This window comes from Actinomycetota bacterium (assembly GCA_019347675.1).
Classification (GTDB): Bacteria; Actinomycetota; Nitriliruptoria; order Nitriliruptorales; family JAHWKO01; genus JAHWKW01.
This window is the reverse complement of record JAHWKW010000016.1, coordinates 51,560-75,717: the sequence shown is the minus strand read 5'-3', so window position 1 is coordinate 75,717 and position 24,158 is coordinate 51,560. Positions and strand designations below refer to the sequence as shown.

Below are 24,158 nucleotides of genomic sequence, written 5' to 3'. Positions count from 1 at the left end.
GACGGATGTCACTGCTCCGCCCAGTACGGCGCTGTCACCCTGGCAACGGCTGACGCTGAGTAGAGTCGATGGAGGGGACCGAGCGCGGTGACCCCAGGCAGGCGTTCGACAGCGGCGCCGCTGGCGGCGAAGGGCGATCCGGATCCGCAGGCGGCGACCCGGCCGGTCATGGTGGCGGTGGCTCAGCCGCTCACGCGTGGCACGCTGGTGGCCGCCCTCCGCAGCCGCGGCTTTCGTGTCATCGCCGGTCCGTCCGACCCCGCACGGGTGGCCGACGAGGTCCAAGGGCAGGCGGTCGGCACCATCATCATCGACCACAGCGTCGACGTTGCTGAACTACGGAGCCGGCTGCCCGACGTCCGCCTGCTGTTGCTCGACACATCCGAGGGCCACCACGCGCAGGCCAACGCCGACCGCGCCGAACGCCTCGCACCGTACGTGTCGCTGGACGATCTGGCCGCGGTCCTGAACGGTGAGCGCACGGCTGCCCAGGCCGCCGCTAGGCGTCTGCGTCCCGCGGGGACGACCGAGGCGTCCCCTCCCCCCACGAGCGAGCTGACGCCGCGTGAACTCGAGGTGCTCCGAGAGCTCATGTCGGGCGTCACCGCCGCCGGGATCGCCATGCGGCTCGGCATCTCCCGGCACACCGTCCGCACACACCTCCAGAACATCTTCGGGAAGCTGGGCGTCCACACCCGCTTGGAGGCCGTTGCCGTGGCGCTGCAGGCGGGACTTCGGCCCGCTCCCGGCGCGGTGGCCGACGCGGGTAATGGGGAGCGCCAGTGAGCCCGGCCACGACCGTGCTGGTGACCCACGAGCATCTCCTGATGCGCGAGTGCCTGGCCGACACCCTCGCAGCGGAGCCGGACCTGACCGTCGTCGCCGCGACCGGTGACGGACGGCATGCGGTCCTCGACGCGCAGCGGACCGCCCCCGACATCGTGGTCCTGCGCCCGAGTCTGCCCCGCCTGTCCGCCGTGGCGGCCTGTGAGCAGATCAAGCGCACCGTCGACGGCACCCACGTCCTGGTCCTGGCCGACCGGGAGGAACCGGCGCTCCTGCTCGAGGCGGTCGAAGCCGGCGCCGACGGCTACGTCACGTTCGGCGGCGGCATCGACAAGCTGGTCTCGGCGATGCGGCGCATTCACCGCGGGGAGACGGTGGTGCCCCCACTGCTGCTCGGATCGCTGCTCCGCGACCTCATCGTCCGACGGCGGGCCGCTCACCGGTCGCTGCAGCGATTCATCGACCTGACCGGGCGCGAGAAGGAGGTGCTGGGCCTGCTCGTGGCCGGCTGCGACCGCGACACCATCGCCGCCGAAATGGGGATCTCACCCGAGACGTCACGCACCCACATCCAGAACCTGATAGGCAAGCTCGGGGTGCATTCGCGCCTCGAGGCAACGGCGCTGGCGGTGACCAGCGGCTGGACCGAGCTCCTGCCTACCCCGGCCGGAACGTGCCGGTGAGCCTGCGGTCCCGGGGTGGGCACAGCTCACGAGAGCTGGCGGCCGCCCTGGCGGCCCGGTCCGTGCGCCTGCGGGCGGACCTCGTCCTGGCGGTGTTCGACGGCCTGGCGGCGGCGGTCTCCTACACCACGATCCTCGCCATCCGCTTCGACGGACAGATCCCCGCCCACTACGGAGAGGCCTTCCACTGGTTCCTGCCCGCTGCGGTGGCGGCCCATCTGGTCGCGAACTGGATCGGGGGTCTGTACGGGGAGATGTGGCGGCACGCCGGGATCCAGGAGGCCCGCCGTGTGGTGCTGGCCGGGGCCGGCACGTTGGCCGCCCTGGCTGGCGTGTCTCTGAGCGGAGGCAGGTCGATCCCGATCTCGGTGCTCGTTCTCGGAGCGGCGTTCACCGTCCTGCTCGGTGGCGCGATGCGGTTCCAGTCCCGGTTGTTGGCCTTCCGCCGACGCGAGACCCCGCGGTCACGGCGGGTGATCGTCGTCGGCGCCGGTGAGGCGGGGGCCGCCCTCGTCCGAGGCATGCTCGAAGCCGGCGACGGTCCGCTCCCGGTCGTGGCCGTCGACGACGACCCCCGCAAGCAGGGACGGTCCCTACACGGCGTGCCGATCGTCGCCGGTACCGGCGAGCTGGCAGAGGTGGTGGGCGCCGTCCGGGCCGAGGAGATCCTGCTGGCGGTCCCGTCCGCCGACGCCGAACTGGTGCGAACCGTCGCGGAGGCTGCCGATGACGCCGGTGTCCCGGTGCGCACCGTGCCCAGCATCGGCGAGCTCGTCGAGGGTCGCGCCACCGTCACCGACGTGCGGGATCTGCGCCTGAGCGACCTCCTGGGACGCAAGCAGATCACCACCGACCTGGAGGCGGTGTCCACGCTGCTCGCGGACCGTCGGGTCCTGATCACCGGCGGCGGAGGATCGATCGGAGCGGAGATCGCCCGCCAGGTGGCTGCGTGCCGCCCCGCCGAGCTACTGCTCCTGGACCACGACGAGACCCACCTGTACGACGCTGCCGGGGCGTTGGATGACCGCTGCGTCGAACTCCTCGCCGACATCCGGGACCGCGAGGTCATCGACCGTCTGATCGCACGCCTTCGCCCCGAAGTCGTCTTCCACGCCGCCGCCCACAAGCACGTCCCGCTGCTGGAACGCCATCCCTGCGAGGCGATCCGGACCAACGTGCTAGGGACCGCCAACGTGGTCAACGCCGCCACCCGTCACGGCGTGGAGCGTCTGGTGCTCATCTCCACCGACAAGGCGGTACGCCCGTCGAGCGTCATGGGGGCCTCGAAGCGCGTCGCCGAGCAGATCGCGCTGTCCCACAGCGGACCCGGCCGACACTACTGCGGTGTGCGGTTCGGCAACGTCCTGGGAAGCCGCGGCAGCGTGGTGCCACGTTTCACGCACCAGATCGAACGTGGGGGCCCCGTGACGGTGACCGACGCGCGCATGACCCGCTTCTTCATGAGCATCACCGAGGCCGTCCAGCTGGTGCTGCAGTCGGCGGTGTTCGCCGAGGGTGGCGAGATCTTCATGCTGGAGATGGGGGAACCGATCCGCATCGTCGACCTCGCCCAGCGCATGATCCGCCTGTCCGGTCACCGGGTCGGCACCGACGTCGCCGTCCGGATCATCGGTCCACGACCCGGTGAGAAGCTCACCGAGGACCTGTTCCTGCCGGACGAGACGCCGGCGCCCACACCACACCCGTCGATCATGGTGCTGCACCCGGCCCTGCTCGACGACGAGTGCCTGCACGAGGGTCTCGGGAGACTGCGTGAAGCAGCCGACGCCGACGACCAGGACGCCGCGACCAACGAACTGCACGACCTGGCCGCCACGCCGGGCACCGTTCTGCGAGTGCCCACCGGCACCGCCGCCGATGCCACCGTCTCGACCGTGGGGTCACTGCGTGCGACCGACTGACCACCGACCCGACGTTCGCGCGCCCTCACCCTCAGGACGCGCACGCCACGTGAGGTCGGCCACGAGTGACCAGCGGGGGCACCCGACGGCGGACCGCAAACCGACCGTGTGCGTCGTCGGGCAGGGCTACGTCGGGCTCAGCGTGGCCGCTGCCGCAGCGACCGCCGGCCTGCGGGTCCATGGGGTCGACCGCGACGTGGAACGCGTCCGCGCGCTCGCCGCGGGTCGGCTCGCCGTGCCCGCAGTCGACGAACCCACGTTCGCTCTGGCGGTGGAGACCGGCCGGCTGACCTTCGGGACCGAGGCGGAGGTCGCCTCTGAAGCGGATGTCACGCTGATCTGCGTGCCGACGCCCGTCGTGGACCACCGGCCCGACCTCTCCGCCGTCGAAGCCGCGGCGGCGGCCGTCGCACCCCATCTGCGGCCGGGGGCGCTGGTCATCCTCGAGTCGACCACCTACCCGGGCACGACCGAGGAGATCGTGACGCCCCTGCTCGAGCGGGGCGGGCTGCGTACGGGCCACGACCTGCTGGTCGCATACTCGCCGGAACGGATCGATCCCGGCAACCGCAAGTACGGCCTCGCCAACACCCCCAGGATCGTCGCGGGGGTCACGCCCGAGGCCGCGGAGGCCGCGGCCGACTTCTACGCGCGCATCACCGACGAGGTGCACATCCTGTCGAGCTGCCGCGCCGCCGAGCTCGCGAAGCTCCTCGAGAACACCTTCCGGATGGTCAACATCGCCCTCGTCAACGAACTCGCGACCGTCTGCGCCGAGCAGGGCATCGCCGTGTGGGAGGTGATCGAGGCCGCTGCGACGAAACCGTTCGGCTTCATGGCGTTCCAGCCCGGCCCGGGCGTCGGCGGCCACTGCATCCCGCTGGACCCCCAGTACCTGGCCTGGCAGTCGCGTCACGCCACGGGTCGCCGCTTCCGTCTGCTCGAGCTCGCACAGGACATCAACATCGACATGCCTGTGTACGTGGCGAACCGGATCGGCGAGGCGCTGAACGCGCACAGTCTCGCGGTTCGCGGTGCCGATGTCCTGGCCCTGGGGGTGACCTACAAGCCCGACGTTGGCGACCTGCGCGAGTCGGCCGCGGTCCAGGTGCTGAGGCGGCTCCTCCGCAACGGCGCCAAGGTGCGCTTCCACGACCCGTTCGTGGACCGGCTCAAGCTCGACGGGACCGTGCTGGAACGCTCGGCCGTGAACGACGCGGCCCTGCTTGCGGCGGACTGCGTCGCCCTGCTCACGCCGCACGGAACGTACGACATCGAACAGATCGTTGCCTGTTCGCGGCTGCTGTTCGATGCGCGCAACGCGACCGGCCGGCTGCGTGCCGGCGGGACGTGCCTGGACCGGGTGGTCGTGCTGTGAGCCCGGTGCCAGCCGCCCTGGGAGGCCCTCCACGGTTCCCTGACGGGCTCCCACTGGTGCGACCCGACCTCGGGGACACGGCTGCGGTCGCCACCCGCCTGCGGGAGGTGCTCGACAGTGGCGTGCTCACCGACGGACCCATGGTTCGCCGGCTGGAGGAGGAGGCCGCGCGCTACCTGGGTGTGCGTCACGTCGTTGCGGTTGCCAGCTGCACAGCGGGTCTCATGCTCGTGCTGCGGTCGTGCGTCCCGGGAGGACGAGTGGTGCTTCCCAGCTTCACCTTCGCGGCGACCGTGCACGCGGCCCACTGGGCCGGTGGCAGCCTCAGCTTCGCCGACGTCGATGCGGATTCCCTCACGCTGGACCCCGACGACGCTGCCAGGCGGATCGAGGGTGCCGCCGCCCTGGTGGCCGTGCACCTCTACGGCACCCCATGCGCCGTCGAACGGCTGGGTCGCCTGGCCGACGCCGCAGGCATCCCGCTGATCTACGATGCCGCCCACGCCCTTGGCAGCCGACGCGCCGGCCGCCCGGTCGGGGGATCGGGAGTCGCCGAGGTGTTCAGCCTCAGCCCCACGAAGGTGACCGTCGCCGGCGAGGGCGGCTTGATCGCCACCAATGACGATGCGCTGGCCGAGTGGTGCCGGCTGGGGCGCGACTACGGTAACCCAGGCGACTACGACTGCCTGTTCCCCGGACTGAACGCGCGCATGTCCGAACTGCACGCGGTCGTCGCGCTGCAGTCGTTGGCCCGACTGGACGAACGGGTCAGACGGCGCAACCAACTCGCCGGAAGGCTCCGCCGGGGGCTGCGTGACGTGCCGGGGGTCGCGTTCCCAGCGGTCCGGCCCGGGGACACCTCGACGGTGAAGGATCTGACCATCATCGTGGACGGCGACACGTTCGGGGCGACCGCCGCCGAGCTGGCCGCCGCGTTGAGCCGCGAGGGAATCGACACCCGCCGTTACTACCATCCCCCGGTCCACCGGCAGAAGGCCTACGCGCACCTCGCTCCGGCCCAGCAGCTTCCGGTGACCGACACGCGGTCACGGCAGGTGCTCACCTTGCCGCTCTGGTCGCACATGACGACGCCGACCATCGACGCGGTGACCGCCGCGATCGCCGCCATCCAGGCACACGCCACCGAAGTCCGCCTGGCGTTGCGGTGATCGTGTGGACCCGTGTCGACGAGGTGCTGTGGCACCGCACCCACGACACGGTGGTGCTGTTGCCACCCGGGCGGGAAGAGCCCTTCAGGATCCGGGGTGCGGGGGCCGAGGTGTGGCAACGGTTGGCCGTTCCCGCCGTGCTGGACGACATGATCGTCGCGCTCGCGCAGACCTACCGCGAACGGCCCGAGCAGGTCGCCCGCGACCTGCTGCCGTTCCTCGAGGACCTCGAGCGACTCCGGGCAGTGAGGCGGATCCCGTGAGCGGGCCCATGCTGGTGGCACAGGAGGCCGTCATCGCGGTCGCCGCCCACGGATTGGTGGGCAGCTGCCTACGGGCCCCCGACGAAGCGTTGAGGCATCGGGTATGGGACCGGTTCCTCGCGACAGTGGCCACGCATCGCCTTCCCGGCCACCTCGTGGACGCCATCGCGGCGGGCGCGTTCCCGGCGACCCCGGACCAGTTCGATCAGGCCGTGGAGCTGCACACCTGCGCGCTGGCCCACACGGTGCGCCTCGAGCGGCTGCTCCTGCGCGTCACGGCGTGCTTGGACGACGCGGGCATCGACCACAGGGTGCTGAAGGGACCCGCGCTGGCCCACACGACCTACGCCGACGCCTCGGTACGGGTGTACGGCGACGTCGATGTGCTGATCCCCTCGGACCACGTCGACCGGGCGCCGGCGCTGCTCGAGTCGCAGGGCTTCCGGCCGACCCCCCGCCTGCGTTGGGTCGGCGTAGGGTCCCGCCACGCCCAGGGGGTGGCTCTGCGATGGGCAGACGAGTTGGAGGTCGACCTGCACTTCAGGCGCGCGCACGACGTCTTCGGACGCTCGGTTGACGACGACCGCCTGTTCGGCGACGAGACCGAGTTCACCGTTGGGGGCAGGGTGCTGCGGACGCTGGCACCGGAGCAGAGCTTCCTGTACGCCTGCTACGACGCGACGATCGGCGCTCAACCTCGCCTGTCCGCGCTGCGCGACGTGGCCGAGCTGGTGCTGGGCGGATCGGTGGATGGCGACTTGGTCCTGGCCGCGGCGTCCCTGTCCCGGTCGGGCGAGGTTGCCGTGGCCAAGGCCGTCCGAACGACCTGGGAGTGCTTCGCCCTGGCGGACATCGTCCCGCTGTCCGTGTGGGCGCTGCGCTACCAGCCCGACCGTTACGAACGACGTGCACTGCACGGCTTCCGCGGAGCCGTCGGCCTGACGGCGCGTGCGCTGGATCGCCTACGTGCCGTCCGCCGACGGACGCTCGGGACGCCCTTCCTGCGCCCGTTGCAGGACCACGTCGGCTCCGGTCGAGGCCGACCGAGCACCCATCGAGGGAGAAGGTAACGATGAGCACGACACACGAGATCCTGCCCGAGGCCCTGCACGCGTCGTTCGTGCCCCGTCCCCGTCCGGGCCTCACCAGCGTCGAGCTGGATGGCGAGACGGTGATCTACGACGAGCACCGGCGGACCCTGCACACCCTGAACCCGACCGCGACCATCGTGTGGACCTGCCTGGACGGGACGATCAGCCTGGCTGAGCTCGCGGTCGAACTGGCGGAGGCGTTCTCGGTCGAGCCTGCCGTGGTGCTCAACGACCTCCTGGATCTGGCCCGGGAGCTCGGGCGGCAGGGGCTGCTGGAGGGGGTCGCCGCGGACCCCGACGAGACCGCGGCTCACCAGGTCGGTCCCCACGAGGCGGGAGATGTTGATGAGGACTGCTGAGCGCACCGAGTCACTTCCCAGGCTCCGCTACCTGGCGGTGCCGCCCCACGGGTGAGGCAACGCGGCGGACCGCCTGGTCTGGGCGGCATCGATCACCGTGCGGGCGGGGGACTACAACGTCGGCCTACGTGCCGGCAGCGCCACCGCCGAGACTTTCCTGCGTCGGCTACTGGGTGCCCACCTCGTCGACGACGACGACGCACCGGCCAACTACTCGCTGCACCTGGACGACGCACCCACGACCCGCTCCGGGCGCGCGCTGCACCTGCTGTTCACCGGCGGGTCGCTGACGGTCCGTACCGCCTCGCCCCAACGGGCGGTGCACGCGCTGATCGCCCGGCTGTCCGACCACGTCCGTGGCTCCGACGGTGCCGCCCTGCGTCTGAAGACGGGCGCGGTCGTCGGCCCGGCCGGTGCGGCGATCGTCCCCCGCCGCTTCGCCCGCGAACTGGTCGCACACGAGCGGCGGCTGGCCGACGCCGGGCTGAGGCTCGTCGACACCGGGGTGGAGCTGGATCCGGACACCGGCGAGCTGGTCGTACCCGAGCCGGCGCTGACCGTGGAGTGGTCGGCCCTGGAGCTGCTCCCGCCCGGCCCGGACGGCGCATCAGTGCCGGCCGGGCGCTACCCGGTCGTGGTCTGGACGACGGAACAGGAGCGTACGCGTGGTCAGCTGCTGGCACAGGCGGCGGGCCTCGCGCGCGACCTGGATGCCGTTGGTCCCCAGCGGGCCCTGGATGCTCTCACCGGGATCCTCGGTACGGTCCCGGTGGCGGTGCTCCCGGCTTCGGTGCCGGTGGCGATCCGCGACCTCGGGGCGGCGGTCGCCGACTGATCGTCCGCGGCCGGCGACCAGGATCGGATCGGGTCAGGCGGTCGCGTCGGCGACGATCTCGGTGACGGTGCGGACGGCCGTGTCCAGGTCACTCACGGTCAGCCGGTAGCAGGACGCCTTGCGAACGACCCGGGCGAGTGTCTCGAAGCCGGCCCGCCCGAACCGGTCGAGGTTGAAGGCGTTGCGCACCAGCTCGCCGAGTCCCTGAGCCCGCGTGGTCGGCTGCAGGCGGGTGCGGGCGCCCGGTTGGTAGTGGGGGACGATCACGAAGCGCGCGGGAACCGGGGCGCCGTGCGCGTCGGCGCGGATGTCTTCGGCGCGGACGGGCACGCGCCCGTCGAGCAGGCGCCGCACGTCGGCGGGCAGGTCGGGCAGCAGGCCCGTCAGCACGTCGAACGAGCCGGCCTTGACCGACAGCGCCAGCGAGAAGGGTGCCACCAGGCCGGTGGCGGGGACCACGGCGGCCATCTCGTCGGACAGATAGGAGAACCCGGCGGCGACCAGCCCGGCCACCAGCGTCGTCTTGCCCGACCCCGATGCGGCCGGCAGCACGATGCCCTGCCCGTCTCGTGCGACGACCCCGGCGTGGATCAGGACGCGGTCGTGACACCGTCTGGTGGCCGCGTCCATCACCTCCCAGGCGAAGACGTCCAGCGCCCGCTCCGGGACGTCGGTGTCGAGGAGCACGTTCCCGGCCCGTCCGACGCGGAAGCGTGGAGGATCGCTGGCGGTGTCCTCGCTGAGCTCGTAGGTGGGGATCCCGGCCGTCTGCTCCGTGCGGAACGAGCCGAAGGTCCGGTCGATCAGCGACGCGAACGACGGGGAGGCGGTGCGAACGGCGAAACGGTAGGAGAGCAGGCTGAAGGCAGCCTCGTAGGTCGCGGGGTCATCTTCCCGTCCGTTCATGGCCTGCTGCCGCCTCCGGATGGCACCGAGGCTAAGGAGCCGAAGTCGTCGGACCCTGCGATGGCGGTACTAGCAGGCCTACGCAGGGTGGACGAGGCGGACGGTCTGCCTCGCGGCCGCCTGCCTCGTAGAACGGCGGAGCGCCGGCCCCCGATCAGGGCCGGCGCTCCGCCGATGCTGCTGAGGCGATCAGCAGAGCCGTTGCTTCGGCGGCTCGCAGCGCGGGTCGGCAGCGCACGCCTGGCACGGGCAGCCGGTTCCACCGGCCCTGGACTGGCCGACGATGACGTCGACGCCGTCGACCGTGATCCGCAGGGCGTTCACCGTCAGCACACCGTTGTCACACTGCTGCTCGTTGAACACGGCGGTCGCCAGACCCTCGAGACCGAGGACGGTGGCGTTGCAGGTGCCGTCTATCTGCAGCTTCGTGCTGAGGCCGTCGACCTCCAAGGCCAGGTCCGCGACGAAGGCGTCGCCCTCGCCGCAGGTGACGCACGACGACAGCGTCGTGGCCGTGATGAACGTGTTCTCGGCGATCTGGATGCGCACCCCCTCGAGGAACGTCCTGGCGGTGCAGTGCTCGTCGTCGGCCTCCGCGCAGGCGACCTGCGCCGTCAGACTGGGCGTCCCGGCGCTCAGGCTCGCGTTGACCACGCACGTGCACTGGTTGTCGGCGCCGGCCAGGGTCGAGCCGCCGATGCGGGCCGCGGCCGCCTGCGCGTCGCAGTTCGGGCACGGACAGGGGTAGTGCGCCGCCCACGACATACCTCCTGGCAGGGACAGGATCGCGGGGGCGCTCCAAGCCACGGCCCCGGCGACCGCCGAGCGCTTCAGGAAATCGCGGCGACTCTGGTCCTCCGGCCCCCCCTCGGCGACTGGTTGGTTGATTGGTGTGTCCACAGCTGTCCCCCACGGGTCGCGGTTTCTCCGGACGTGAGTACGACGCTACGCAGCGTCCCGAGCGCGACCATCGCCAGAACAGGCCAGGTTCGCGCGCCGAGCCGTGGGGATTTCGTACGCATCAAACGGCGCGACGCGACGAGACCCCTGGAAGGGACGTGCTTAGTGTTCTTGGCAAAACAGGAAGTCCGTCCATATCGGGTCTTGGTTGCCTCGATACTCCGGATGGCGCAACTGTGAGCGGATGAAGATGGCCTGGCGTCCGCGACGTTGGGGTGTGGACTGCGACCGAAGACGACCTCGGACGCGTCATCCGAGTCATGTTCGAGGGCGTGACGAGGTCGCCGGCCGTCAGGCCGGCCAGACAGTGTGTTCAGGCGGCGTCGATCATGACGGCGCAACCCCCGCTCAACGTCGCCGCATCAGCCACCGGATCGGCACGGACCAGCGTCGCCCGTAGGAGGCCTCCCCGTCGCCGCTGCGGGCGGCAAGGAAGCGACGATCCGGGACGAGCAGGGCATGGACGTACGCGAGCTTCGCGCGGAGTCCGGGGATGGCCGCCAACGTGGCCAACGCCGGGCCGCCGCGGTAGCGGGCGGCGCCCCGATAGCAGGCGATGAGACGCTGCTCGCGCCGGGACACCGGCGCGGCGAGCATGGCACGCACGGGCACGGGCGGGGGAACCTCCAGGACGCGCGCGACGGCCCGGAACGCGTCGACCACCACGGCATGCAGCCGCCACTGGTCGGTCCAGGTCAGGAACCGGTCCCAGTCGATGTCGCCGAGCAGGGCGATCTGGGCCACGTCGCGCAGCGACAGCAGCGTGGGTGGCCACCACCCCAGCGAGGCGTGTAGGCAGGCGTGCAGCAGCGAGCCGGTGTCGTCTAACCGGTGGAATTCCCGTGCACCGACCGGCAGTGGGACCGTCCTGGCGAGTAGCGCGTCGGGGTCAATCCACAGCCCGAAGGGGCCCAGCACCAGGGTGCGGTGCAGGTCGACCGTCACGCCGGTCTGGTCGACGTGTTCGGCGGCCTTCCCGAACCGGACGTCGAAGCCGGCCCGCGGCTCCGGCTGTCCGCGCGCGTAGCCGAGTTCCTCCAGCAGGGCGCAGGCGTGCTCCCAGTGGTCGCCGGGCACCAGCAGATCCAGGTCGGTGAAGGGCCGCCACGAGGGGTCGGGGTAGAAGGGGTGGGCGAACGCCGGCCCCTTCAAGACCACGTTGACGATGCCCGCCGCGGCGAACGCCTGGCCGATGGTCACCAGCGCGCGCTCATGGTCGAGGGTTCGGGACATGGCGTGTCGGTGGGAGTCCAGGAGGGCGTCGGCCTGCGGGACTGTGAGGTCCCAGCTTCCCTCGAGGAGCGCCCGGACGGCGAGGCCCGTCAACCGTTGGGTGCCGAGGTCCGCCAGCGTCCACGACCAGCCGTCCGCGGGCGGAGACAGCGACGGCCCCGCGACATCCAAGCCTATGGACGCCACCTGGGCGGCGATGTCAGAGCCCATCGGTCGGTTCGACCAGCTGCTGCGCGGCGAGCGTCCTTACCATCTGCTCGACGTCGGCCAGGATGTCGTGGGACGGCACCCCGAACAACACCGCAAGCGCACCCGTGAGCTCGGCGACGGTGGGCGCCCCGGCGAGCTCTCGCCATAGTTGTCCGCCGGCGCCGGTCAGAAGTTCGTAGCCGGGCACGCCGGGGGGCGCCAGCAACACGTCACGACCGACGTTGCGCCAGACCACGTCGGGCGAGCGGCGGAACCGCCGGTCCTCCATCGCTTCATCCCTCCCCCTCGGTCAGGCTGCGGCCGCGCCCGATCGTACGGCGTTCCACGCGACCGCGGATGGGCCGTCGCCGGTAGAGCGGCTACGGGAGCTGCTGTACGGAGAAAACGAACGTATGCAGGCTACGGCGTGCTTCGGATGCCCGGCGGCGGATGTGGTGGGAACCTCGAGGCGCCAAGCAACTCGCCGGACCCGAGGATGCCGTGCGCGATCGTGCACCCAACGGGCAGATCAGGGTCCTGCTCACCGACAACCGGTCGTTGTTCCGCGAGGCGCTGCGCACGGTCCTCGACAACCAGGGCGACCTCCGTGTCGTCGCGGAAGCCGCCGGCGGCGATGACGCCGTGAGCATGGCGGCGCTGGTCCGTCCGGACGTCGCCTTCGTCGGTGCGGACCTGCCCGCCCCCGGCGGCGTGGAGGTGACCCGACGCATCCGCGAGACCGTGCCGGAGTGCCGGGTCCTGTTGCTGGCGGACGCGGAGGAGTCCACTTTGCTGCTCGCGGCACTGGAAGTCGGCGTGAGCGGTTTCCTCACGAAGGACTGCCCGCTTGCCACCTTCATCGATTCCGCCCGGGCCGTGCACCGCGGTGAGGTGATCGTCCCACCCCGTATGCTGGGCGGCCTGCTGTCCAATCTCATCCACCGCCGTCGCGAACGTGACGACGCCCTGCTGCGTCTGTCGGGGCTGACCCCGCGCGAGCGGGAGGTGCTCCGGCTGCTCGCCCGCGGAGTGACCAACAACGACATCGCCCAGGAGCTGGTGATCAGCCCGGAGACTGCCCGCACCCACGTTAACAACCTGCTCGGCAAGCTCGAGATGAACTCGCGCTTCGAGGCCGCGTCGTTCGTGCTGCAGCACGGCCTCCTCGACCATCTGGCAGGAGTCGAACTATGAAGCTCACCCTGGCCCGTCCCGCTCGCAAGCCCGACGTCTGGGTGAACCTGGCCAGAGGCGAGAACACCCTGTTCGACCCCGATACCGGCAAGGTCCATCTGCTGAACGACACGGCCCTGGCGATCTGGGACCTGTGCGACGGCGAGACCTACCCCGCGGAGATGCTGGACGCGATCTGCGAGCTGTGCAACATGCAGCCAGAGGTGGTCAGCCAGGACCTCGAACGCGTGCTGGGCGAGTTCCAACGAGCGGGTCTGATCGAGTGGGTCCCGTGAGGGCGCACGCTCGGACAGGTGTCCCTACCGGACCGCTTCCGCGCGGGAGAGCCTGGCGGGTGGGCCTGACGCCGATGCTCGGGGGGTCGCATGGAGCTGGCTGAGGCTCTGAGGATCCTCCGCCGTCGCTGGCCGGTCGTGGTCGCGTCGGTGCTCGTCGCCGCGGGAACGGCCTGGTTCACCGCGCCGGCGCCCGCTGAGGTCGGTCCTCCCCGCCGCGTGACCGAGTACACGGCCAGCCAGATGCTGGTCCGGAGCACGGATTCCCCCACCTCATCCTCCGAGGTGAGCCTGCCGCTGCTGGCCAGATTGGCGGAGATGGGCGACGTCCCGGCCGCGGTCATCGAGCGTCTCGATCTGGAGGTGACCCCCGACGTGCTCGCTGCCCGGGTGCAGGTGGAGGTCGACTCGGGACTCGCGATGATCACGATCTCCAGCTTGGGGACCGATCAGGAGAAGGTCACGACGTTGGTGGACGCCTACGCCGACGAGCTGATGCGGTTCGCGGCCGAGCGGAACGCGTCACTCCGCGATGATGCCCTGGAGCGCGTCCGCCGCCTCGTGGCCCAGCAGCAGGGACGCGTGCGGGAGCTGAACGCCGAGCTGCAGGGACTTCCCACGGACTCCATCGAGTGGCTGCTCGTGCGGGCGGAACGCGACGCGCTGGTCACCACCTACGGGAAGAACCTCCAGACCATGGAGGAGCTGGTCTCGCAGCCACCATCCGATCCGGGGGTGACCCGACTGGGCGAGGTGATCGCCATCCCCACATCCACCTCCGTGTTCGCCCCGCCGCCGACCAAGCGCCTGCCGCGTGCACTGGGCGGCGGCACGCTGGGCGTGCTGCTCGGACTCGGGCTTGCATTCGTGGTCGACCGCAGCGACCGGCGTCTACACACCCGCGATCAGCTTGAGGCCGTCTACGCCGTTCCGGTTCTGGCGGAGATCGACCTGCCCACCGGGCCCGCGGAGCCGGCGGCGATCCTGGACGTCCCGGTGGACGACGAGGCGATGCAAGCATTCACCCGTCTCGGGATGGCGGTCCTGCACCGGATCTCCGACGCTCATGCGGGGTACCCAGAGTCTCCGACCGCGACGGGATCGGGCCGCCGCAACGGCAGTACGTCCCCGAAGGTCGTGCTTGTCACGTCCGCGGGTTCCGCCGAAGGACGTACGACGGCTCTGGCGCACCTGGCCGGAGCGATGGCCGCCACCGGGTACCGGGTCGTGGTCACGGCCACCGGCGACCATTGGGCGGAGGCATCGGCCGCGTTGTCGACGACGGCGACCGGCAGGGCGGGGTTGCTCGATACGGCACTGCCCGGGGTATACGTGAGCGCCGACAAGCTGAGTTCCCGGCCCGACCTGGAGGCGATCCACGGCGAGCGCCTGTCGGGGTTCGACCTGGTGCTCGTCGACGCCGGTCCCATCTTCGGCAGCGGGGACGCCGCAGCCCTGCTGCACGGCGTGGACGGGGTGCTGCTCGTGGCACGGGCCGTCTGCAGTCGCAGGGACGCTGCGGAACGCGCCCGTGATTACCTCGACCAGGTCGGCGAGTCGTCGGCGGGAGTCCTCCTGCTGCGGTTCAGGAGGCACCTCCCACGCCGGGCGGGCGCGTCCACCGCTCTGGACGTCTACCGGCGCAGGGCCTCCGGAGCGCTCCGGAGAGGGGCGGTCCCCACCGTGGCCGGTCCCCCCTCGACGGCGTCGTTCGGCAGCCGTGGCTTCCGCAAGAGGTGAACCGGGTCCGGTCCCACCTGCCGATTGTGGACGCGTTGAGGCCTGGCGTGATCACCGTGGCCGGTCTGGCGTTCGTCGCCGCCTGGGTGATGACGGTCACGTGGAGCCTGGACAACGTGCCCTACGACATCGCCGGCGCCGTCGTCACCGGACCGTTCCTGCTCGCCGGCGCCACCATCTGGGCGGTGCGCGCCGGTCGCCGCGACGGCCTGCTCGGCGACTGGGTCCTGCCGACGGCGGTCGTCGTGCGTCTGGTGAGCTCGATCGCGTACCTGTGGGTGTTCTCGGCGATCTACGACGGGGTCGCGGACGCTTTCGGTTACTCCCGCCTCGGCGGGGCCCTGGCCGACCGCCTGGGACAGGGGCTGGTGCTGGACATCACGCGCCAGGATCTAGGCGGCTTCACCCTGCGCGGGACCGGGACCATCATCGTGGCGACCGCGGCACTGTTTGCGCTGCTCGGCGAATCGACGGTGACCGGTTTCCTGGTGTTCGCGCTCGCGGGGATCTGTGGCCACTGGCTCATGTACCGCGCGTACCGTCTCGCGGAGCCCGACGCTAACGCGCGGCCCTACGGCCTGCTGGTGCTGTTCTTCCCGAGCTTGGTGTTCTGGACCTCCCCGATCGGCAAGGAGGCGTGGTTCGCGCTGTTCCTGGGGATCGGGGCGTACGGCGTGGCACGGATACTCATACGACGGCCTAGCGGGTACCTCCTCGTCGCGCTGGGTTCGCTGGGCATGGCTCTCGTCCGTCCGCACGTGGCCGCCATGTTTACCTTCGCAGTCGGGATCGGCGTGCTGCGCCACCGCATCGGCCACCGGGGCGTACGCCGTCCTCTCCACGCCATCGTCATCGCGATCCTCGTCACCTTCGCGGTGGTCGCCACCGTCAAGATGACGGCCGATTTCCTGAACTTCGACCCGCTCGAGACAGAACAGGTGATCGCCGTGCTGGAACGGACGAGCGATATGTCGGGCATTGGGGGCTCGCAGTTCGAGCCGGTGGGGATCGCGTCCCCGCGAGACCTCCCGGCCGGTACCGCGTCGGTGCTCTTCCGACCGTTCCCCACCGAGGCCGACAACCCGATGATGCTCCTTGCCGCTGGGGAAGGGGTGGTACTGATGGGCCTGCTCTTCCAGCCACTGCGTCGACCGTCCAGGTTCCTGGCCGCGATCTGGGGACGGCCCTACGTGGCTTTCGCGGCCGTGTTCGTCGCGCTGTTCGTCGTCGGCTTCTCCTACATCGGCAACTTCGGCATCCTTGTGCGACAGCGGACGATGATGCTCCCGTTCCTGTTCGTCCTCATCCTGTCCGCCCGTGATCGCCGCGTGATCCGTTCGTGAAAGTGGGTATCCACCAGACGGCGCCGATGTGGCGGGATGGTTCCGCGGTCACGGTCCACGTCTGTGGACGGGCGCCGTCATGAGCCGTCGAGAACCCCGAGTCGATCGTCCCGTCTTCCTCTTCGCAGGCGACCGGGGTATCGCGGTCGAGATCCTCACGTACCTCGTCGGGCGAGGGGACCTGCCGGCTGCACTGTGCGTGAGCGCTGGACAGGGTGCCTCCCACGCAGAGGAACTGGTACGTCTGTACCGGGAGGTGGCTGATGGCCCCGTCCTCCGCGGTGACGAGTTCCGCCGACCGGAACACCGACACAGCCTTGGCAGTCTCGATCTCGACCTTGCGCTGTCAGTGCACTTCCCCTACATCGTGCCCCCCGACATCCTCCGCGTCCCTGGGCGCGGCTGGATCAACCTCCATCCCGCATACCTGCCCCACAACCGCGGGTGGCACACCCCGAGCTGGGCGATCCTCGATAAGACTCTCGCGGGTGCCACCCTGCACCGGATGGTCGAAGAGGTCGATGCGGGTCCGATCATCGCCCGCAGGCGGGTGCCCGTCCTCGCCCACGACACGGCTGACACCCTCTACGGCCGGATCCTGAGAGCCGAGCGATCGTTGTTCGAGGACGTGTGGCCCCGTGTGAGAACCGGCGACTACGCCACCATCCCGAACCGGGTCGACGAAGGTTCCTTCCATGCGAAGGGCGACCTCGCGGAACGTGGCGTTCGCTTCCTCGATCTGGGCGAAACCACGACGGTCGCCGACCTGATCAATCGTCTCCGTGCTCTCACCACGAGCGATCCGAGCGAGGCTTGCTACTTCCAAAGGGACGGACAGACCGTTCGGGTAAGCGTCGAACTCCACCCCGAGCCTCAGTGCGATGCGTAGGCGCGGTCGCTGGTTCAGCTAGGCCCGAACCTGTCCCGGGTAGCTCGGCCGGGCTGTGCGATACCACGTCGAGTGAGGACCATCGCCACGGTGCGAGTCAGGATCACGAGGTCGAGCCTCAAACACCACCGGTCCACGTAGCGGACGTCGAGCTCAAACTGTCGCGTCCACGGGACCTCGTTGCGGCCGGCCACCTGGCTCAGGCCGGTGATACCTGGCTTCATGTCATGCCGGCGTCGCTGCTCAGAGTCGTACCGGTCGAGGTACTCGACCAGGAGCGGTCGGGGGCCCACCAAACTCATATCGCCCCGCAAGACGTTCCAAAGTTGGGGTAGTTCGTCGACGGAGGTCGCACGCAAGCAACGTCCCAACCGGGTCAGTCGCTCGGCATCGTCACCCTGGCCGCGACGCATCGTCCGGAACTTGTAGACCGTGAAGGGCTCCTCATGCAGCCCGGGACGCTGCTGCCGGAAGAGAACGGGCTGCCCCATCGTCACGAGGATCGCGAGAGCGACCACGGCCAACAACGGCGAGATGACGACCAGTCCCGCAGCCGCGACGACGATGTCGAGGGCACGCTTGATCGCTCTCTGCACGGGTTTCGGCTCGATCGTTCCCACGGCTCGGCCCCGGGTCACTGTCCCACGGGGTCCGGGGGCCGCCTGCTTCCCAGCTCGACCCCTCGAAAAACGCCGCGCCACCACGACGAGGCCTGCGGAGCTGGCGTCCGCCGTTCTGGAGGAATGCACCAACGCCTGACCTTGGGGGGCGGCGGCCGACAGATGGGCTGAGATCCAACCGGCGGTGCCTCCGTAGAGAGAGGCTGAGGTCCATCCATGTGCGGTCAGTTCCCTCTGCAGCGTCGACCGATCGAGTCCAGCCAACGCGTTCCACTCGAACCACTAGCACAGCATATCGACGGTGGCGACGACATCAGCTCGCGGCAGGCTCGACAGGCGCATGTCCGGCAGGCCGGCAAAGGTAACCGGTACCCCTCTCACCGCGGCCATCCGCCTGGTTCCCCGCGCGCTTCCGCCGAACAAGCTCTGGCCGGCCCGGGTACTGGGTGCACGGTCGCCCAGGCGCCGATCCAGGCCCGCGACGACGTCCCCGATGTGGGCGCGTTCCCGGGATCTCTAATAGCCGGGACCACGGCGTCGACCCGGTCGGTGGCCGTTCCGGGGGCCTGCCGTGTGCCCAGGACATCCACCCGTTGATGATCTCACCGACAAGGCGACCCTCGGGCGTAGCATCCGCTGCCATGAGGCGTCCGGAGATGATCCCGCGAGCGATCCTGGACGACGTCATGATGGATCTGGCGGGCATGGGACTCGTCGTCGTGACCATGTGGTGGGGGCACAGGGTCACGCATGCGGCCGGGGGGGATCCATCGGCGCTGATCCAGTTCGGGGGCGCTGTTGTGGCCACGTACTTCATAGTCCGGACGGTCCGCCAGGCGAGTGTGTGCGCGCCACCGGTGGCCATCCTCGTCGCCGTCGCCCTGCTGTCGATGTGGCCGGTGGCGGCCGCCGGGACCCCGCGCACTGGTGAAGCGTTCGGGGCCCTGAGCTACGCGAACGCGTCGGCGGCCCTGTACCTGCTCGCCGCGGTGTCCGGGCTCGTGTTGACCCGCACGGCGCAGTCCCGCACCGGCCGAGACCTGGCCACCGTCGCCGTCGTGGCGGTGGTGGTAGCGGTCCTCGCCAGCGGCTCCGTCGCGGCGATCGTGCTGCTGGCGCTGCCGGCGATCGCGTTCCGCGTCCGTGACCCTCGGTCCGCGCGCATCCTGCTGGCCCTGGGCGGCGCGGTGCTGCTGACGGCGGTGGCCTCCACGTGGTGGATCGCCGATCGTTTCGAGCCCGCGGATGACGGCTCCCGGGAGCGCGTGGTGGTCCGGGCGCTCAGCCCCGAACGTCTCTCGTACTGGTCCGAGGCGCTGGATCTCGCGGCGGAGCATCCGGTTACGGGCGTGGGGGCCGGGCGTTTCCGCGACCTGGCACCGAGCGCACGGGGCAATGTCGATGCGGTGGCCGTCCACAACGAGTACCTGCAGGCCGCAGCGGAGCTCGGTGTCGTAGGACTCCTTCTACTGCTCGCGCTGATGGGTTGGGGCTTCGTCCGGTTGGCGGTGAGCGCCCACGATCCGGCCGCGGCGTTGGCGGGGGCCGGTCTGGCGGCGCTCGGCGTGCAGGCGAGCATCGACTACGTCCTTCATGCCCCGGCCGTCGTGCTGGTGTTGGCGGCGCTTCTGGCCACCGGGGCGGGCCGGCTGGGTGGACCACCGACGCGCGAGGTCATCGCCGAGACGCGGCTTTCCGCAGCATGACCTCGCGGTACACGGCCAGGGAGGTCCTGGCCACGCGATGCTGATCGAATCGGCGCCGCGCACGTCGACGAGCGTTGCGCCCCAGGCGTTCACGCAGCGAGTGGTCGTCGAGCAACCGCGCCACCGCCCGGGCGAGCGACGCTGCGTCTCCGGGGGGGACCAGCAGGAGGTGGCGGCCGTCCTCCCCGATCTCCCGGCAGCCTCGGATGTCGCTCAGGACGAGCGCACAGCCACTGGCGGCGGCCTCCATGGCCGACCGTGAGAGGCCCTCCCGGTAGGAGGGCAACACGAACACGTCGAGCGCCGCGTAGATCGCCTCCACATCGCGGCGTAGACCCAGGAAGCACACGCCGGGGAGTTCCTCGTCCAGGTGGTCGGGCTTCGCCTCGTCCGGGGGCCCCACCCAGACGAACACCGCGCGTTCAGCGAGCGAGCGTGCCATCGCCGCGAACTCGTTGATGCCCTTCTCGGCGACCCGTCGGCCGACGCCGCCGACAACGAGGCCGCCGTCGGGGACTCCCATCTCGGCGCGGATCGCCCGCCGGGCGTCGGGATCGGGTTGGAACCGCTCAAGGTCAACTCCGTTACCGACCGTCAGGCTGCGGCGCGGCGGGACCGCCCAGCACAGCCGTCGGCGGTCCTCGGCGTTCTGGTACAGCTCGGCGTCGGAGAACTGGGCGGCGAACGCCTCCGCCGCGACGACGATCGCGCGCTTCGGCAGCGGATCGTCGGGGGCAGCCCACAGTCCGTGTACGGTGTTGACGATCACCGGCACGCCGCACACCCGGCCAAGCACCCGCCCCAGGACCCCGGCCTTGGGGGTGTGGGTATGTAGGACGTCGAGGTGGAGCGTCCGCAGGGCGAGGACCAGCTGCCGGGCAGCGGCCAGATCGCGTCGCGGATCCCACGCCCGTGTGAACGCCGGGAGCGGGACGTGCTGCACGCCGAGCGCCTCGACCTCTGGCACGAACGGTCCCGGGCTGGAGATCCCGAACACCGTGTGTCCGGCCGCGAGGTCTACCTGGAGCTCGGTGCCAAGCAGCAGAGCGAGGCTCATGTCGACCGTGGTGAGGTGCCCGATCCGGAGCGCGCCGGACGGCCTGCCCCCGGACGTCCCCATCAGTGGGCGGGCATCCGTCGCAGGACCGGCACTGCGCACGCCACTCCTCCGTCACCGGGGTGCCAACCGTACCCGTGGGGGCTGCCTTACCATCCTCGAGGGAGCGTTCGGCGAGGGGTTGCGTCGTGACCCATGACATCGGGGACCAGGCCCGGGCAGGGCTACCGAACCTGTTGGTCATCGGCGCGCCGAAGTCCGGCACCACGACGCTGTACCGGGTGCTGTCCGACCATCCCGACATCTACATGACCCGGGTGAAGGAACCCACGTTCTTCTGCTCGGCGCGTCACTACGCCAAGGGGCTCGACTGGTACGTCTCCGAGTTCTTCGGAGCGGCAACGGATGCCGCTTTCCGTGGCGAGGCCACTCCGTGGTACCTGTACAGTGCCGCCGCGGCCCGTCGGGTGGCGGCGGATCTCACGCGCCCCTCACTGCGTCTCGTCGCCGTGCTGCGTGATCCGGTGTCTCGCGCGTACTCGATGTACTGGGACCAGGTTGCGACCGGACAGGAGACGCGCAGCTTCCAGGAGGCTGTCGCGGCCGACACCGTGGACCCTGGCACGGTCTCGCTGTGGTCGGAGATCCCTACGGACGAACTGCGGCGCGCCTACCTCACTGCGGGTCGGTACACGGACTTCCTGCGCCACTGGATGGATGCGTTCGGTCGGCAGCGGCTACTGATCCTCGTCCAGGAGGAACTCATCAACCATCCCCGGCGTGAGCTTGCCCAGCTGTGGCGGTTCCTGGACGTGGCCCCGCGTGACCTGACCGAGCTGCCGCGCGACAACACCGCCTCGCAACCGGTCTCGCGCACCCTCGAGCGCGGACTGCGTCTGATGGAGCGCATCCCCCCTGGTGTGCGCCGGGCGGTCGGGCGGACGGTCGGCGAGGAGCGCACGCGGCGGCTGGCGGCAGGTCTCGTCCGCGCCAACCGCCGCCCGTCCGAATACCCACCTCTCGACCCCATCCTGGCGGGAGCTCTCCAGGAACGTCTCGAACCCCACACCGCGCAGCTAGAACGTCTCCTCGGACGTCCGCTGGACGTCTGGCGTCGTGGTCAGTGCCGTCCCGAACACGCTCGTTAGGCAACGACCAGTTCGTCGGTGGTCTCGGACGGCGCGCAAGGGCAACGCCTGGCACGCCGCGCCCGGCCGTGATCACGCGGCTAGGGCTCGGCCACGGGGCTGGGCGAGGAGCGCCTCACGTCCGTCCCGCCCGGCCACTGTCTCCTTCGGCCAGCAGGTCATCCCAACGCTGTCGGAGGATGCGCAGGGCGGGCTCTCGCCGCTCGATGTAGGCGAGCGCCCGGTCCCGAGCACCTACCCCGAAGCGGCGCGCCTCCTCTGGGTCGGAGAGCACACGGCGGAACGCGTCCGCCAGCGCCTCGGGGTCGTCCGGTGGCACCAGCAACCCCGTCACGCCCGGCTCGACCAGCTCGGGGATGCCTCCCAGATCGCTGCCAATGAGTGCGCACCCGGCCGTACCCGCCTCGACCAGGACCATGCCGAGGCCTTCTTCGACGCGGGAGGGCAGGACGGCCGCCACCGCACCCGAGAACAACGTCGGCATGGTTCCGGCCGGTAGCCAGCCGTGGAACACGACCCTGTCGGACAGCCCCAGCCGGTCGGTCAGACTCCGCAGCCGGTCGCGTTCGGGTCCGGCACCGGCGATGTCCAGCTGCACGTGCCTGAACTCAGGGGCGACCTCGGCGAAGGCACGCAGGGCGACGTCGAAGCCCTTCTCGGGGACCAGCCGACCGGCGCAGACCAGCCGTCGACGGTGACGCCCGACGGAGGCGGTCGCGGGCTCCGTTCCGAACCACCGGGTGGGGTGGGTGAGCTCAACCACGCGGTCGTCGTCGACGCCAGCCTCGCGGACCAGTTCATTGGTGAACCGGCCCATGGGCACGACAACATCGGCACGGCGGAGCACGAACCGGTCGACCCAGCGCAGCACGGCGGCCCGCAAGCGCGCGCCGTCGACCGCCCCTGCCTTGCTGGCCAGGTGGTCGATCACACGGACGACCACCGGGCCGCAACTGCGGCCAACGACACGCGCGGCGGCGACACCGACGGCTGTCGACGGGCTGTAGGCCACGACCACACCGGTGTGCGGACGTCGCACCGCCAGCACGAAGTGGACGAGCCACGCCAGAGGGATCAGCAGGTGGTGCGGCCGGAACCAGCGTGGCAGGCGCAGACCACGGCGTCGTTCGGCGCCCCCGGGCGGGTGGTCGGACCACCACAGCCCCCAACGTTCGAGCTTCCAACCGTCCTCGACCACCCACGGGAAGTCGCGGCGCAGACGGTACCGGACGCGTGCGGCGCCGCCGTCCGCGTCGAGGAGAGGGTCGAGGAGCTCCAGATAGACGACCGTCCGCGTCACGGGCGTGCAGTCCAGCGCTCGGGGCCGAAGCAACAGCGAGCGCCCCCCGCACGAGGAGTTTCGGATCCGGGCCGCTGCGCCACCGGCCGTCTCCCGTTGGGAGCCATCACCCGTGCAGCCGTTACGACCGTCGCCACAGCGGCGATGACGCTTACCGACCTGCCGGACGCCGACGCATGCCGGGACGGACGTGCTTGGCGACCGTCACCATCGATGCGTAGGCACGCTCAGGCCACAACTGGCCGCTGAGCTTCGCGGAGAAGAACGTCAGCGGGTCGCTCTGCCGGACGGGGACGCGCCGCAGGCACATCGGGTCAACGCCGGGCAGGTTGCGTCCGAGTTCGCCGGTCACTGCCGACCTGAACCGCTGCCTCAGGGCCGGCTCGACGGCCGGGACCCGGAAACCCCACGGGTAAGCGAAGTGGTGGGGGCGCATGCCCAACCGCTCCTCCAAGACGTCGCTGCAGCGATCGATCTCCGCCACGCCGAGCTCTCGCGGACGGACATGACCGTGCGTGTGATTGGCGATCGTGCACAACCCGGATTCGGCGATCCGGGCGAGCTGTCCCCAGCTCAGACCAGGGCCGGGTGCGCTGGCCGTCGAACCGTTCCAGTGCATCATCCCCCCGACGAAACGGCTCGCCACGTAGAGAGTGAAGGGCAGCCCGCGCTCAGCGAGGCGCGGGAAGGCGTTGTGGTGGACGTCGGCGAAGCCGTCGTCGAAGGTGAGCACGACACGCGGGGCGTCGTCGCCCTCCTCGAGGGCGTCGAGGGCGCGGTCGAGCGTGACCACGTCGTGGTGGAGTGCCAGCAGTTCCATCTGCTGCTTGAACGCCTCGACGGACACATCCCGTTCGTCGGCGCTGCCTCCGCCGACGCGGTGGTAGATGAGGATGGTCACGCCGGACGCGGATCCGTCCCCGGCCAGCGCCGACAGGCCGGTCTTGATGGCACGGCGTGCCCGCATCTGCCCATCCCGGTCTGCGAGGCGGCGAGCCTACCGGTTCATGGATACGACCGGGGAAGCGGCCTGGCCGGCAGGTTTCCGATCCAGCATCGTCGACAGGCGGGGGAGGTCGCTGCCGCCTGTAGACTCGCTAGGTCGGCACGTC

The 24,158-nt window shown here is 70.5% G+C and carries 24 protein-coding genes; 16 read left to right on the top strand and 8 right to left on the bottom strand.

The features are described 5' to 3' along the window. Nucleotides 1–87: 87 nt before the first annotated feature. From KY462_12115 to KY462_12075, 9 genes are all read left to right on the top strand, one after another. Nucleotides 88–786, top strand: coding sequence for a response regulator transcription factor (locus KY462_12115; protein ID MBW3578462.1), 699 nt, complete (start codon nt 88–90; stop codon nt 784–786). Next, nucleotides 783–1,469, top strand: a complete 687-nt coding sequence (locus KY462_12110; protein ID MBW3578461.1) for a response regulator transcription factor — start codon at nt 783–785, stop codon at nt 1,467–1,469. Before KY462_12115 ends, KY462_12110 begins: the two co-directional genes overlap by 4 nt. Beyond that, nucleotides 1,466–3,391, top strand: a complete 1,926-nt coding sequence (locus KY462_12105; GenBank protein ID MBW3578460.1) for a polysaccharide biosynthesis protein — start codon at nt 1,466–1,468, stop codon at nt 3,389–3,391. Before KY462_12110 ends, KY462_12105 begins: the two co-directional genes overlap by 4 nt. Beyond that, on the top strand, nt 3,348–4,769 hold the full coding sequence (locus KY462_12100) for a nucleotide sugar dehydrogenase (protein ID MBW3578459.1): 1,422 nt from the start codon (nt 3,348–3,350) through the stop codon (nt 4,767–4,769). The genes KY462_12105 and KY462_12100 overlap by 44 nt, the downstream gene beginning before the upstream one ends. After that, nucleotides 4,742–5,938 carry a DegT/DnrJ/EryC1/StrS family aminotransferase gene (locus KY462_12095; protein MBW3578458.1) on the top strand — a complete coding sequence of 399 codons (1,197 nt, stop codon included), beginning with the start codon at nt 4,742–4,744 and terminating at the stop codon, nt 5,936–5,938. Before KY462_12100 ends, KY462_12095 begins: the two co-directional genes overlap by 28 nt. Further along, nucleotides 5,935–6,201, top strand: coding sequence for a PqqD family protein (locus KY462_12090; GenBank protein MBW3578457.1), 267 nt, complete (start codon nt 5,935–5,937; stop codon nt 6,199–6,201). Before KY462_12095 ends, KY462_12090 begins: the two co-directional genes overlap by 4 nt. Next, complete coding sequence (locus tag KY462_12085) at nt 6,198–7,271, top strand: nucleotidyltransferase family protein (protein MBW3578456.1); 1,074 nt, start codon at nt 6,198–6,200, stop codon at nt 7,269–7,271. The genes KY462_12090 and KY462_12085 overlap by 4 nt, the downstream gene beginning before the upstream one ends. A 2-nt stretch (nt 7,272–7,273) precedes the next feature. Further along, nucleotides 7,274–7,651: a PqqD family protein gene (locus KY462_12080; GenBank protein ID MBW3578455.1), complete on the top strand. Its 378-nt coding sequence runs from the start codon at nt 7,274–7,276 to the stop codon at nt 7,649–7,651. Nucleotides 7,652–7,748: 97 nt separating this feature from the next. Beyond that, a complete protein-coding gene (locus KY462_12075) occupies nt 7,749–8,486 on the top strand; it encodes a hypothetical protein (GenBank protein ID MBW3578454.1) in 738 nt (245 codons plus the stop codon). A gap of 33 nt (nt 8,487–8,519) precedes the next feature. Here the strand turns inward: KY462_12075 and KY462_12070 are convergent, their stop codons facing one another. The 4 genes from KY462_12070 to KY462_12055 form a co-directional block, all read right to left on the bottom strand. Then, on the bottom strand, nt 8,520–9,392 hold the full coding sequence (locus KY462_12070; GenBank protein MBW3578453.1) for a hypothetical protein: 873 nt from the start codon (nt 9,390–9,392) through the stop codon (nt 8,520–8,522). 189 nt (nt 9,393–9,581) lie between these two features. Next, nucleotides 9,582–10,292, bottom strand: coding sequence for a twin-arginine translocation signal domain-containing protein (locus tag KY462_12065; GenBank protein MBW3578452.1), 711 nt, complete (start codon nt 10,290–10,292; stop codon nt 9,582–9,584). Between the two features lie 408 nt (nt 10,293–10,700). After that, entirely contained in the window at nt 10,701–11,795 is a 1,095-nt protein-coding gene (locus tag KY462_12060) for a nucleotidyltransferase family protein (protein ID MBW3578451.1), read from the bottom strand. Next, on the bottom strand, nt 11,785–12,063 hold the full coding sequence (locus KY462_12055) for a PqqD family protein (protein MBW3578450.1): 279 nt from the start codon (nt 12,061–12,063) through the stop codon (nt 11,785–11,787). Before KY462_12055 ends, KY462_12060 begins: the two co-directional genes overlap by 11 nt. 212 nt (nt 12,064–12,275) lie before the next feature. Between KY462_12055 and KY462_12050 the strand changes: the two genes are divergently transcribed. The 5 genes from KY462_12050 to KY462_12030 all read left to right on the top strand — a co-directional run bounded on the left by KY462_12050 (nt 12,276) and on the right by KY462_12030 (nt 17,215). Continuing rightward, nucleotides 12,276–12,968, top strand: a complete 693-nt coding sequence (locus KY462_12050) for a response regulator transcription factor (protein MBW3578449.1) — start codon at nt 12,276–12,278, stop codon at nt 12,966–12,968. Next, nucleotides 12,965–13,243 (top strand): HPr-rel-A system PqqD family peptide chaperone, encoded by a 279-nt coding sequence (locus tag KY462_12045; protein ID MBW3578448.1) that lies wholly within the window; start codon nt 12,965–12,967, stop codon nt 13,241–13,243. The genes KY462_12050 and KY462_12045 overlap by 4 nt, the downstream gene beginning before the upstream one ends. A gap of 90 nt (nt 13,244–13,333) precedes the next feature. Continuing rightward, on the top strand, nt 13,334–14,983 hold the full coding sequence (locus KY462_12040) for a hypothetical protein (GenBank protein MBW3578447.1): 1,650 nt from the start codon (nt 13,334–13,336) through the stop codon (nt 14,981–14,983). A 47-nt stretch (nt 14,984–15,030) separates the two neighbouring features. After that, a complete protein-coding gene (locus KY462_12035) occupies nt 15,031–16,326 on the top strand; it encodes a hypothetical protein (protein ID MBW3578446.1) in 1,296 nt (431 codons plus the stop codon). A gap of 199 nt (nt 16,327–16,525) precedes the next feature. Further along, complete coding sequence (locus KY462_12030; GenBank protein ID MBW3578445.1) at nt 16,526–17,215, top strand: formyl transferase; 690 nt, start codon at nt 16,526–16,528, stop codon at nt 17,213–17,215. 14 nt (nt 17,216–17,229) lie between these two features. On the opposite strand, the gene KY462_12025 is transcribed toward KY462_12030, so the two are convergent. Then, entirely contained in the window at nt 17,230–17,826 is a 597-nt protein-coding gene (locus KY462_12025; protein MBW3578444.1) for a sugar transferase, read from the bottom strand. A 665-nt stretch (nt 17,827–18,491) separates the two neighbouring features. Here KY462_12025 and KY462_12020 point away from each other — a divergent pair. Then, a complete protein-coding gene (locus tag KY462_12020) occupies nt 18,492–19,541 on the top strand; it encodes an O-antigen ligase family protein (protein ID MBW3578443.1) in 1,050 nt (349 codons plus the stop codon). Here KY462_12020 and KY462_12015 read toward each other — a convergent pair. Beyond that, the gene (locus KY462_12015; protein MBW3578442.1) at nt 19,510–20,598 is read right to left on the bottom strand and encodes a glycosyltransferase; all 1,089 of its coding nucleotides are present in this window, start codon (nt 20,596–20,598) and stop codon (nt 19,510–19,512) included. The two genes, KY462_12020 and KY462_12015, sit on opposite strands and share 32 nt — an antisense overlap. Nucleotides 20,599–20,786: 188 nt before the next feature. Between KY462_12015 and KY462_12010 the strand changes: the two genes are divergently transcribed. Beyond that, a complete protein-coding gene (locus KY462_12010; GenBank protein ID MBW3578441.1) occupies nt 20,787–21,746 on the top strand; it encodes a sulfotransferase domain-containing protein in 960 nt (319 codons plus the stop codon). A gap of 115 nt (nt 21,747–21,861) precedes the next feature. Here KY462_12010 and KY462_12005 read toward each other — a convergent pair whose 3' ends face one another. Next, complete coding sequence (locus KY462_12005) at nt 21,862–23,046, bottom strand: glycosyltransferase family 1 protein (GenBank protein ID MBW3578440.1); 1,185 nt, start codon at nt 23,044–23,046, stop codon at nt 21,862–21,864. 151 nt (nt 23,047–23,197) lie between these two features. Further along, nucleotides 23,198–24,013, bottom strand: coding sequence for a polysaccharide deacetylase family protein (locus KY462_12000; GenBank protein ID MBW3578439.1), 816 nt, complete (start codon nt 24,011–24,013; stop codon nt 23,198–23,200). Between the last annotated feature and the right edge of the window lie 145 nt (nt 24,014–24,158).

Excerpts from the sequence above, each read along its gene's own strand:
- KY462_12045 (MBW3578448.1), top strand. The coding sequence starts at position 12,965 with ATGAAGCTCACCCTGGCCCGTCCCGCTCGCAAGCCCGACGTCTGGGTG.
- KY462_12015 (MBW3578442.1), bottom strand. The coding sequence starts at position 20,598 with ATGAGCCTCGCTCTGCTGCTTGGCACCGAGCTCCAGGTAGACCTCGCG.
- KY462_12040 (MBW3578447.1), top strand. The coding sequence starts at position 13,334 with ATGGAGCTGGCTGAGGCTCTGAGGATCCTCCGCCGTCGCTGGCCGGTC.
- KY462_12060 (MBW3578451.1), bottom strand. The coding sequence starts at position 11,795 with ATGGGCTCTGACATCGCCGCCCAGGTGGCGTCCATAGGCTTGGATGTC.
- KY462_12020 (MBW3578443.1), top strand. The coding sequence starts at position 18,492 with ATGATCCCGCGAGCGATCCTGGACGACGTCATGATGGATCTGGCGGGC.
- KY462_12070 (MBW3578453.1), bottom strand. The coding sequence starts at position 9,392 with ATGAACGGACGGGAAGATGACCCCGCGACCTACGAGGCTGCCTTCAGC.
- KY462_12055 (MBW3578450.1), bottom strand. The coding sequence starts at position 12,063 with ATGGAGGACCGGCGGTTCCGCCGCTCGCCCGACGTGGTCTGGCGCAAC.
- KY462_12000 (MBW3578439.1), bottom strand. The coding sequence starts at position 24,013 with ATGCGGGCACGCCGTGCCATCAAGACCGGCCTGTCGGCGCTGGCCGGG.
- KY462_12080 (MBW3578455.1), top strand. The coding sequence starts at position 7,274 with ATGAGCACGACACACGAGATCCTGCCCGAGGCCCTGCACGCGTCGTTC.
- KY462_12100 (MBW3578459.1), top strand. The coding sequence starts at position 3,348 with ATGCCACCGTCTCGACCGTGGGGTCACTGCGTGCGACCGACTGACCAC.